Genomic DNA, 10771 nt, shown 5'->3' on the forward strand with positions numbered 1-10771 from the left:
ATGGCGACGATCATCGTCCAGCCGGGCGGGGCCAGAGCGGGCAAGCAGCGGGTCGACCTGACCGCGATCGCGCACAATCGGCTGATGCTGCTGCTGATCCTGTTCATGCTGATCACGGCGGTGGTGATCCTGCGCCTGACCTGGGTCGGCATTTTCGCTGCCGAAGCTCATGGCGCGGATCTGGCGGCAGGCATGCCCGCGCGCGCCGACATCGTGGACCGCAATGGCGTGCCGCTGGCGCGGACGATGGACGCCTATTCGATTGCGGTGCGTCCCTCCAAGCTGATCGGCGAGCCGGCGGAGCTCGCCCGCAAGCTGCACGAAATCTTCCCAGACGAACCCGAAGCGGCCTTCTACAAGAAGCTCACCGGCCGGGGCTGGGCCTATCTGCGCCGTCGCGCGCTGCCCGAAGAGGTGGCGGCGGTGAATGCGCTGGGCGAGATCGGCATCGAGTTCCCACGCGAAAAGGAGCGGCTTTACCCCCAGCGCTCGCTGGGCGCGCATGTGCTGGGCTTCGCGCCCAATGCGGATGGCAATGGCGGCATGGGCGTGGAGGCCGCGTTCAACGATCGCCTGACCGATGCGGCGCTACGCGGCCACCCCTTCGCCATGTCGATTGACAGCCGGGTGCAGGGTGCGCTGGAGAGCGAGCTTTATGCGCAGCTGGTCCAGACTCGAGCCAAGGGCGCCAGCGGCGTGATCCTCGACGCGAACACGGGCGAGGTAATGGCAATGGCGTCGATCCCCGTCTTCGATCCCAACAAGCTGCAAAATTATGCGGGCAAGTCCTGCTCCGAATCACCGCTCTGCAACCATATGGTGCAGGCGCGCTATGAGCTGGGCTCGGCCTTCAAGCCGCTGTCGATCGCGGCGGCGATGGACCGGGGTGTCGTCACCTCCATGTCGAAGACCTACGACGCCACTGCGCCGCTCGCGGTGGGCGGCTTCCGGATCAAGGACGACCATGCGCTCGGCCGCTGGATCAACGTGCCCGAGATCCTCGTCCACAGCTCCAACATCGGCACCGCCCGCATCGCGGACCAGCTCGGCGCTGAACCTTTGCAGCATCTTTTCCGCGAGTTGCACTTCAATGATCGTGCGCCGATCGAACTGAAGGAACGCGCCGGCACCCTGTGGCCGGCCAATTGGGGGCGCATCACGACGCTCACCGTTTCCTACGGCCACGGCATCGCTGTAACGCCTTTACATCTCGCTTCGGCTTATGCGGCGCTGGTGAATGGCGGGCTGTGGCGGCCTGCAACCCTGCGCAAACTGAAGGCGGATGAGGTGCCGGAGGGGCGCCGCGTCTTCTCCGCCGCGACCAGCGCGCGGATGCGCCAGCTGTTGCGCATGATCGTGGCGGCGGGTACAGGACGCAGCGCCGACGCCAAGGGATACCGGGTGGGCGGCAAGACGGGTTCGGCCGAAAAACCGCAAGAGGGCCGGTATAACAAGACTTCGCTGGTGACGACTTTCGCTTCTGCCTTCCCGATGGACAATCCCCGTTATGTGGTTCTCGTCACGATGGACGAGGCGACGGGCCAATATGGCCTGCGCACGGCGGCATGGACGGCCGCGCCGGTGGTGAAGCGGGTGGTGGAGCGTACCGGGCCGATGCTGGGCGTGCTGCCCGACGAGCGGCGCGACGTCGATATTTCCGACCTCATGCCGCTGCTGCACGGCGACAAGGAGAAAGAATAAATGCGCCTCGGGTCGCTAATCGAGGGGCTGGATGCGAAGCTCGACGCCGAGACATCGCCAGAGGTGCCGGTGTCGGGCTTCTCGATCGATAACCGGAAGGTAGCGCCGGGCACGGTGTTCGGCGCCTTCCAGGGCGCGCGGGTCAATGGGGAGGATTTCATCCCCGCTGCCGTGCAGGCCGGAGCCGTGGCGGTCGTCGCACGGCGGCAAGCCAAGGTCGAGGGTGCGATCCATATCGCCCATGACAATCCCCGCCGCCTGTTCGCTGAGTTGGCCGCGCGCTATTTCGCGCCCTTCCCCGAGGTGACGGTCGCCGTCACCGGAACCAACGGCAAGACCTCCACCGTTGAACTGACCCGGCAGCTCTGGCGCATGTTGGGGCATCATTCGGCGTCGATCGGCACACTGGGCGTCACGACCTCGGTCGATCAGGTATCGACCGGCCTTACTACGCCGGACATCGTCACCTTCCTTTCCAACATGGCCGGCCTGAAGCGCGAGGGCATCACCCATGCCGCATTCGAGGCGTCGAGCCATGGCCTGGCCCAATATCGTACCGAAGGGCTGCCCGTGTCGGCCGCCGCCTTCACCAATCTGTCGCGCGATCATCTCGATTATCATGGCGACATGGACAGCTATTTCGAAGCCAAGATGCGGCTGTTCGATGAGGTGCTCGCGCCCGGCGGCACGGCGGTCGTCTGGGCGGACGACGAGTGGTCGGACAAGGTCATCCAGCGGGCTACGAAGCGGGGGCTTCGTGTGCTGAGCGTCGGGGTGCAGGGGCAGGCAGTGCGTCTTGCCAACCGCACTCCGACCCAGTTGGGCCAGACGCTGGAGGTCGAGGTCGAGGGCAGGGCCTACAAGGTCAACCTGCCGCTGATCGGCGCCTATCAGGCTGCCAATGCGCTGACCGCCGCCGCGCTGGTGATCGCGGGCGGAGAGGATGCCGCAAGGGTGCTGGAACAACTCGGCCGGGTGCAGCCGGTGCGTGGAAGGCTGGAGCGGGCCGTCATCACCAAGGCGGGCGCCCCAGTCTATGTCGATTATGCCCACACGCCAGACGGCCTGCGCGCGGCGATCGAGGCGCTTCGGCCGCATACGAAGGGCAAGCTGATCGCGCTGTTCGGTGCGGGCGGCGATCGCGACGCGGGCAAGCGCCCGCAAATGGGCAAGGTTGCGGCGGAGCTTGCCGACCATGTGATCGTGACCGACGACAATCCGCGGTCGGAGGAGCCCTCCTCCATCCGCGCAGCGATCATGGCCGGGGCTCCTGGCGCTGAGGAAATCGGCGGCCGCCGCGCTGCGATTGCTGCGGCCATTGCACAGGCCGGACCGGATGATATCGTGCTGTTAGCGGGGAAGGGGCATGAGCAGGGACAGATTATCGGGGACCGGGTGTTGCCTTTCGATGATGTGACTGTGGCGCGGGAATGCGCCGGATGAGTGACCTCTGGACCTCCGACGAAATCGCGCAGGCCACAGGGGGCGTCGCTTCGGCGCCCTTCGCCGTTTCTGGCGTGGCGTTCGACAGCCGGGAAGTCACGGGCGGCGACCTGTTCGTCGCGATGAAAGGCGAGGCGACGGACGGCCACCGCTTCGTCGACAAGGCATTCGGGCAGGGCGCTGCGGGCGCGATCGTCAGCGAGGTCATTGCGCAGCCGCATGTGTTGGTGCCCGACAGTGCAGCGGCGCTGGAGGCGCTGGGCCGTGCGTCCCGCAGGCGGATGCAGGGCAAGGTCGTCGGTGTCACCGGTTCGGTCGGCAAGACCGGCACCAAGGAGGCGCTGTTCCACGCGCTTGACCGCATTTGCCTCGGCGAGGTGCATCGCTCCGTCAAAAGCTATAACAATCATGTCGGCGTGCCCCTGAGCCTGTCGCGGATGCCGCGCGAGTCGGCCTATGGCGTGTTCGAAATGGGCATGAACCATGCGGGCGAACTGGCCGCGCTGACGCAGCTTGTGCGTCCGCATGTCGCCATCGTCACCGCCATCGCGCCCGCCCATATCGAGTTTTTCGGCACGGAAGAGAAGATCGCTGAGGCGAAGGCCGAGATTTTCGAGGGGCTGGAGCCGGGCGGCACGGCCGTCATTCCCTATGACAGCCCGCATGTCGCCACCCTCTATGCGAAGGCGGAGCAGCATGCCGCACGCATCCTGACCTTCGGCTTCGATCCGGAGGCGGATGTCCATGCGCGGGACATGGTGCCCTCCGAAGGCGGCGGCACGCTGGTCACGGCGAGCCTGCCGGGGGTGGAGCTATGCTTCACCGTGGGCGCGCCGGGCGAGCATTGGGTGTCCAATGCGCTCGCGGTGCTGGCGACGGTGGAGGCGCTGGGCGGCGATCTGGCGGCGGCGGGCCTTGCGCTGGCGGAAATGCCAGGGCTGCCGGGTCGCGGCGAGCGGCGGATCGTTCCGGTCGCGGGCGGCGAGGCGCTGCTGATCGATGAAAGCTATAACGCCAATCCGCTCAGCATGGCGGCGACGCTGAAGCAACTTGGCCGCGAACAGGCCGGGCGCCGCATCGCGGTGCTCGGCGGCATGCGCGAACTGGGCGACCGCAGCCGCGAACTGCATGCCGGACTGGTCGAGCCGCTGACAGCGGCGCCGGTCGACTATGCTATCCTTGTCGGCGACGAGATGCAGCCGCTGGCTGAAGCGCTGCGCGGCGTGATCGCCTTTGAGCATGTGGCGGACACGGCCCGGGCAACGGACCTCATTCAAAATGAAATGCGCGCGGGTGATGCGATCCTTGTGAAGGGTTCCAACGGCATCGGCCTCTCGCGTCTGGTCGCTGCGCTTGGGCCAAAACAACCTAAAGAAGTAACGAACTGATGCTCTACTGGCTCGCCCAGACCATGGACTTCGCGGGTGTGTTCAACCTCATCCGCTATCTGAGCTTCCGCGCCGGCGCGGCGATCGCTACGGCCCTTATCATCGGACTGCTGATCGGGCCGCGCTTCATCGGCTGGTTGCGCGTGCGTCAGGGCAAGGGGCAGCCGATCCGCGATGACGGCCCGCAGACTCACCTCGCCAAGCGTGGCACGCCGACCATGGGCGGGCTCATGATCCTCACCTCTTTCATGGCGTCGGTGCTGCTGTGGATGGACCTGTCCTCCATCTATGTCTGGGCCTGTCTGTTCGTGACGCTTGGCTTCGGTGCGATCGGCTTCCTCGACGATTATGACAAGGTGACGAAGGCCAGTCACAAGGGGCTCTCGGGCAAGATGCGCCTGGCCTTCGAATTTCTGATCGCGGGTTTCGCGGCGTGGCTGATCGTCAGCCAGCATGGCAACACGGCGCTCTATGTGCCTTTCTACAATGGTCCGGCAATCGAGCTTGGGCCCTTCTACTTCCTGTTTGCGGCATTCGTGATCGTGGCGTTCGGCAACGCAGTGAATCTGACCGACGGGCTCGACGGCCTTGCCACCATGCCGGTCATCATCGCCTGCCTCGCCTTCATGGCGATCGTATATCTGGTCGGGCGGGCGGACTTCGCGACTTATCTCGGCATCCCGCATGTGCCCGGCGCGGGCAACCTCACCATCCTGTGCGGTGCGATCATCGGCGCGGGCCTCGCCTTCCTCTGGTTCAACGCGCCCCCCGCCGCCGTCTTCATGGGCGACACCGGGAGCCTTGCGCTGGGCGGCACGATCGGCGTGATCGCCGTGACCGCGCATCATGAAATCGTGCTGGGCGTGATCGGCGGCCTGTTCGTGGTGGAGGCGATGTCCGTCATCATCCAGGTCTTCTTCTACAAGCGGACCGGCAAGCGCGTCTTCCGCATGGCGCCGATCCACCATCATTTCGAACAGTTGGGTTGGGCCGAGCCGACGGTCGTGATCCGCTTCTGGATCATTTCCTTCGTGCTGGCGCTGGCCGGCCTTGCCACTCTGAAGCTGCGGTGAGCGACATGGGGATCGTGTCGGACGTCTTTGCGGGCAAGAAATATGCGGTGCTGGGGCTGGCGCGCTCCGGCCTCGCCACCGTCGAATGCCTCGCCGCGAGCGGGGCGCAGGTCGTCGCCTGGGACAGCCGGGATGAAGCCCGCGAGGCGGTCGCCGACAAGGCGGACCTTGCCGATCCGACGGAGATCGACTTGAAGGGGTTCGACGGCGTGGTCGTCTCACCGGGCGTGCCGCTCAACAAACACCCCATCGCCATGCATGCCAAGCTGGCGGGGGTTCCGGTGATCGGCGACATAGAGCTGTTCGCGCTCGCTCGCCCGGCTCTGCCCAGGCATCGGGTTGTGGGGATTACCGGCACCAACGGCAAGTCGACCACCACGGCGCTGGTTCACCATATCATTCAGACGGCGGGTAGCCCGACGCGGATGGGTGGCAATATCGGATTGCCGATCCTGGGGCAGGACCCGCTGCCTGTAGGGGGCATCTATGTGCTGGAACTGTCCAGCTATCAGATCGACCTGACGCAGAGCCTCGATTGCGATGTGGCGGTGCTGCTCAACATCACGCCGGATCATCTGGACCGGTACAACGGCTTTGAGGGCTATGTGGCGTCCAAGGCGCGGCTGTTCGAAATGCAGTCGGCGGATCATGTCGCGGTGATCGCGACCGAGGATGAGTCGAGCCGATCCATCCTTTCTTCCGTCCGTGATTCCCGCGAAGGCGGGGATGGCGGGGATGGCGGGGTGGTGGAGGTGAAGTCGACAGACATCGATCCCGCCGCTCAGGCTGGCTGGCCCTCCCTCCAGGGCCCGCACAACGCCCAGAACGCCGCCGTCGCCATCGCCGTGGCCCGCGCGCTCGGCATTGATGAGGCAACGATCGAGCAGGCTCTCCAGACCTATGCCAGCCTGCCGCATCGGATGCAGCGGGTGCGGGAATTGAATGGCGTGCTTTACGTCAACGACAGCAAGGCGACCAACGCCGCCTCGACCGCGCCGGCGCTCGCCGCCTATCCGCCGATCGACGGCCGCAAGCGGCTGCACTGGATCGTCGGCGGCCTTGCCAAGACTGATAATCTGGACGAGTGCGCCCCCTGGTTCGGCAATGTCGCGCAGGCTTACACCATCGGTGAAGCGGGGCCTATGTTCGTTGAACTGTTGCGCCCGCATATGGCGGTGGACGACAGCGAAATGCTATCGGCCGCCGTTCGCCGTGCGGCGCGGGTGGCCCAGCCGGGGGATGTTGTGCTGCTGTCGCCAGCCTGCGCGAGTTTCGACCAGTTCCGCGATTTCGAGGCGAGGGGCGATGCCTTCGCTGCTGCCGTCGCGGCCTTGGAATAGCATAGCGTCAAGGGGGCAAGGGGCATGTTCAGGGCAGGCGAGCTTGTAAAAGAGTTCAAGAACCGCACCGTCCCGCGCGAGCGCACGGCGCTGGCCATTTGGTTCTGGGAAATCGACCGCGTCCTGCTGTCGCTGATCGTCGCGCTGATGGCGATCGGACTGGTGGCGGTGGCCGCCGCCTCGCCTGTCGCTGCGATCGATCGTTCGACCAGCACCGTGTCGGTGACGCCGCTGATCTACTTCTACCGCCAGCTGATATGGGTGCTTATCGGCCTGCCGATCATGCTGGTCATATCCATGCTCCCGCGGACCCAGGCGCGGCGGCTGGCGGTAGGACTCTGCATCGCCTTTGCGTTCGCCCTGCTGCTGGTGCCGGTGCTGGGTTCCGTGGTGAACGGGGCCAAGCGCTGGATCGACCTGCCCGGCTTTCGCTTCCAGCCGTCGGAGTTCCTGAAGCCCGTCTATGTCGTCACCATGGCGTGGCTGCTGTCCCTGCGCGGCAAAGACATGACCCTGCCGGTCATGCCCTTCACCGGCGCGACCACGGCGCTGATTGCCGCGATCCTCATGAAGCAGCCGGACTTCGGCCAGACGGTGATCTTCCTTGCCTGTTGGGGCGGGCTGCTGCTGCTGTCGGGCGTATCGATGCGCGTCATCGGCGCTCTGGTGGCCGCTGGCCTCGGCGGGCTGGTGCTGATGTACCTTTTCTATGAAAATGGTCGCCAGCGCATCAACGACTTCCTCGGGATCGGCGTCGCGCTGGATACCGGGCCGGACCAGACGGAGCTCGCCTTCCGCACCATCACCAACGGCGGCTTTCTGGGTGTCGGCCCTGGCGGCGGGCAGAATAAGTTCCGCCTCCCCGAAGCGCATACCGACTATATCTTCTCCGTCATCGGAGAGGAGTTCGGCCTGCTTGCCTGCATCGGTATCGCCTGCGTCTATCTCGCGATCGTCGTCCGCGTGTTCCTGCGCATGCTGGACGAGGATGATAATTTCACCATCCTCGCCGCTGCCGGCCTCACCACCCAGTTCGGGTTGCAGGCGATCATCAACATGGGCGTCAATGCGCAGATATTTCCTTCAAAGGGCATGACGCTGCCCTTTATCAGCTATGGCGGCTCCTCTATGCTGGCGCTTTGTATCGGCGTCGGCCTGCTGCTCGCGTTTACGCGGCGCAACCCCTTCATGGGTCGGCACACGGTCGTCAAATGGAGTGGTCGATGAGCATTTCCCGTCACTTCGTCCTCGCCGCCGGCGGGACGGGTGGTCACATGATTCCCGCCCATGCGGTTGCCGAAGAGCTGATGCTGCGCGGCCATCATGTCGCGCTGGTGACGGATGAACGCGGCGCCAAAATCCCGGGCATCTTCGACAAGGCGCAGGTCCATGTCATGCCGGCGGGCCGAATGACGAAAAATCCGGCGAGCTGGCCCGGCGCGCTGAAGGCGATCCTGGCCGGCCGGGCGATGTCGCGCCGCCTCAACGAGACATTCCGCCCCTCTGCGGTGGTCGGCTTTGGCGGCTATCCCGCGATGCCCGCGCTGCTCGGCGCGCTGGCCGACGGCATTCCGACCGCCATCCACGAGCAGAATGCGGTGCTGGGGCGCGTCAATCGCTTCCTTGCCGGGCGCGTCGATGCCATCGCCACCGCCTACCCCAATGTCGAGCGGCTGAAGGCAAAGCACGCCAGCAAGGTGCACCTGATCGGCAACCCAGTTCGCGATGAAGTGAAGCAGCTGCGCGAGGAGGAATTTCCCGCACTGACCGATGAAAGCGTCTTCCGCGTGCTGGTGATCGGCGGCAGCCAGGGCGCGACCATCCTGTCGAGCGTGGTGCCCGATGGCTTGGGCATGCTGCCCCTAAGCCTGCGCCGCCGCCTGCAAGTGACGCAGCAATGCCGTGCCGAGGATATTGAGCGGGTGCGCAAGCTTTACGCCGACCTCGAAATTCCCGCCGATCTTGCGACCTATTTCAACGATGTGCCGGAGAAGCTCGGCTGGTCGCATCTGGTGATCGCCCGAGCAGGCGCTTCCACGCTGGCGGAACTGACCTGCGCGGGCCGCCCGGCGATCCTGATCCCGCTGCCGAGCGCGATGGACGATCACCAGACCGCCAACGCCCGCGAAATGACCGAGGCCGGCGGCGCGCGGACCATCCTCCAGGCGCGCTTCACGGCGGTGGAACTCGCCAAGCAGATGCAGAAGATGGCGCTGGAGCCCGGCGCGCTTCAGAATGCCGCCAACCGCGCGCGGTCCTGCGGCCGCCCCGATGCGGCGCGCGACATGGCCGACCTGCTCGAAAGCATCGGCCCTGCGCCGATCATGAACGATCCGCTGCGTGTCGGCCCGGTGCCGACCAGCCTCAATCTCCAGGGAGTTCCCGCATGAAGGGTGTCGGCACCGACATCGGCACGATCCACTTCATTGGCATCGGCGGCATTGGCATGTCCGGAATCGCCGAGGTGATGCACAATCTTGGCTACAAGGTCCAGGGCTCCGACGTCGCCGAAGGCTATGTGGTGGAGGGGCTGCGCAAGAAGGGCATCCCCGTGATGATCGGCCACAAGGCCGAAAATCTGGGCGATGCCGCCGTGGTCGTCACCTCCACCGCCATCAAGAAGGGCAATCCCGAAGTCGATCTGGCGCTGGAGAAGCGTGTGCCCGTCATCCGCCGGGCGGAAATGCTCGCCGAACTGATGCGGTTGAAGTCCACCGTTGCGGTCGCTGGCACCCATGGCAAGACCACGACCACCTCGATGGTCGCGGCGCTGCTCGACGCGGGCGGGGTCGATCCCACCGTCATCAATGGCGGCATCATCAACAGCTATGGCTCCAACGCCCGGCTCGGCAAGAGCGACTGGATGGTGGTCGAAGCCGACGAGAGCGACGGCAGCTTCCTGCGGCTCGACGGCACGCTGGCGGTCGTGACCAACATCGATCCCGAGCATCTCGACCATTATGGCAGCTTCGACAAGGTCAAGGATGCGTTCGTCGAGTTCGTCGAGAATGTGCCCTTTTACGGCGCGGCGATGCTGTGCCTCGATCATCCGGAGGTGCAGGCGATCCTGCCGCGCGTGCAGGACCGGCGCATCGTCACCTATGGTTTCTCGGCGCAGGCCGATATTCGCGGTGAGAATGTCATGCCCATCCCCGGCGGAAATCGCTTCGACGTGCAGATCCGTGAGCGCGACGGTTCGCTCCGCAGGATCGAGGGCATCGAAATGCCGATGCCGGGCCGCCACAATGTGCTGAACGCGATGGCGGCGATCGGCGTGGCGCTGCAAATGGGCATTGATGACTCCACGATCCAGACCGGCTTCGCCAAGTTCGGCGGGGTCAAGCGCCGCTTCACCAAGGTCGGTGAGATCGCCGTCGGGGGCGGCGCCGCGACCGTGATCGACGATTATGGCCACCATCCGGTCGAGATCAAGGCGGTGCTCGCCGCCGCCCGCGAAGGCGCGAAGGGTCGGGTCATCGCCGTGGTCCAGCCGCACCGCTTCACCCGCCTTCGCGACCTGATGGACGAGTTCCAGCAGGCCTTCAACGACGCGGACATCGTCTATGCAGCGCCGGTCTATCCTGCGGGCGAGCAGCCGATCGAGGGCGTGGACAGCGGCGAGTTGGTCGCCGGCCTCAAGCGGCGCGGGCATCGCAACGCCGCCACGGTGGAGGGCGCGGATGACCTCGCGCGCCTGATCGCATCGGATGTCCAGGCCGACGACATGATCATCTGCCTTGGCGCGGGCGACATTACCAAATGGGCGGCGGGGCTGGCGCCTGCCGTAGCGGCGAGGGAGGCCGCCTGATGCTCATTCTTGGCGGAA

The 10771-nt window shown here is 65.6% G+C and carries 8 protein-coding genes; all 8 read left to right on the plus strand.

The genetic code is table 11. The features are described 5' to 3' along the window. The 8 genes from L858_RS0110350 to murC are packed head-to-tail and all read left to right on the plus strand — an operon-like array spanning position 1 to position 10753. Positions 1–1701 carry a peptidoglycan D,D-transpeptidase FtsI family protein gene (locus tag L858_RS0110350; protein ID WP_022683080.1) on the plus strand — a complete coding sequence of 567 codons (1701 nt, stop codon included), beginning with the start codon at positions 1–3 and terminating at the stop codon, positions 1699–1701. After that, positions 1702–3144, plus strand: coding sequence for a UDP-N-acetylmuramoyl-L-alanyl-D-glutamate--2,6-diaminopimelate ligase (locus L858_RS0110355; RefSeq protein ID WP_022683081.1), 1443 nt, complete (start codon positions 1702–1704; stop codon positions 3142–3144). Beyond that, positions 3141–4532, plus strand: coding sequence for a UDP-N-acetylmuramoyl-tripeptide--D-alanyl-D-alanine ligase (locus L858_RS0110360; RefSeq protein WP_028056012.1), 1392 nt, complete (start codon positions 3141–3143; stop codon positions 4530–4532). The genes L858_RS0110355 and L858_RS0110360 overlap by 4 nt, the downstream gene beginning before the upstream one ends. Beyond that, positions 4532–5605, plus strand: a complete 1074-nt coding sequence (mraY, locus tag L858_RS0110365) for a phospho-N-acetylmuramoyl-pentapeptide-transferase (RefSeq protein WP_022683083.1) — start codon at positions 4532–4534, stop codon at positions 5603–5605. Before L858_RS0110360 ends, mraY begins: the two co-directional genes overlap by 1 nt. A 5-nt stretch (positions 5606–5610) precedes the next feature. Continuing rightward, positions 5611–6945, plus strand: coding sequence for a UDP-N-acetylmuramoyl-L-alanine--D-glutamate ligase (murD, locus tag L858_RS0110370; RefSeq protein WP_037504582.1), 1335 nt, complete (start codon positions 5611–5613; stop codon positions 6943–6945). A gap of 24 nt (positions 6946–6969) precedes the next feature. Further along, positions 6970–8172, plus strand: coding sequence for an FtsW/RodA/SpoVE family cell cycle protein (locus L858_RS0110375; protein WP_022683085.1), 1203 nt, complete (start codon positions 6970–6972; stop codon positions 8170–8172). Continuing rightward, a complete protein-coding gene (gene murG / locus L858_RS0110380) occupies positions 8169–9335 on the plus strand; it encodes an undecaprenyldiphospho-muramoylpentapeptide beta-N-acetylglucosaminyltransferase (protein ID WP_022683086.1) in 1167 nt (388 codons plus the stop codon). The genes L858_RS0110375 and murG overlap by 4 nt, the downstream gene beginning before the upstream one ends. Continuing rightward, on the plus strand, positions 9332–10753 hold the full coding sequence (murC, locus tag L858_RS0110385; RefSeq protein ID WP_022683087.1) for a UDP-N-acetylmuramate--L-alanine ligase: 1422 nt from the start codon (positions 9332–9334) through the stop codon (positions 10751–10753). The genes murG and murC overlap by 4 nt, the downstream gene beginning before the upstream one ends. Positions 10754–10771 lie beyond the last annotated feature (18 nt).

It is taken from the genome of Sphingobium bisphenolivorans, from assembly GCF_000412635.1.
Taxonomy (GTDB): Bacteria; Pseudomonadota; Alphaproteobacteria; order Sphingomonadales; family Sphingomonadaceae; genus Sphingobium; species Sphingobium bisphenolivorans.

Excerpts from the sequence above, each read along its gene's own strand:
- murD (WP_037504582.1), top strand. The coding sequence starts at position 5,611 with ATGGGGATCGTGTCGGACGTCTTTGCGGGCAAGAAATATGCGGTGCTG.
- mraY (WP_022683083.1), top strand. The coding sequence starts at position 4,532 with ATGCTCTACTGGCTCGCCCAGACCATGGACTTCGCGGGTGTGTTCAAC.
- L858_RS0110355 (WP_022683081.1), top strand. The coding sequence starts at position 1,702 with ATGCGCCTCGGGTCGCTAATCGAGGGGCTGGATGCGAAGCTCGACGCC.
- L858_RS0110375 (WP_022683085.1), top strand. The coding sequence starts at position 6,970 with ATGTTCAGGGCAGGCGAGCTTGTAAAAGAGTTCAAGAACCGCACCGTC.
- murG (WP_022683086.1), top strand. The coding sequence starts at position 8,169 with ATGAGCATTTCCCGTCACTTCGTCCTCGCCGCCGGCGGGACGGGTGGT.
- L858_RS0110360 (WP_028056012.1), top strand. The coding sequence starts at position 3,141 with ATGAGTGACCTCTGGACCTCCGACGAAATCGCGCAGGCCACAGGGGGC.
- murC (WP_022683087.1), top strand. The coding sequence starts at position 9,332 with ATGAAGGGTGTCGGCACCGACATCGGCACGATCCACTTCATTGGCATC.
- L858_RS0110350 (WP_022683080.1), top strand. The coding sequence starts at position 1 with ATGGCGACGATCATCGTCCAGCCGGGCGGGGCCAGAGCGGGCAAGCAG.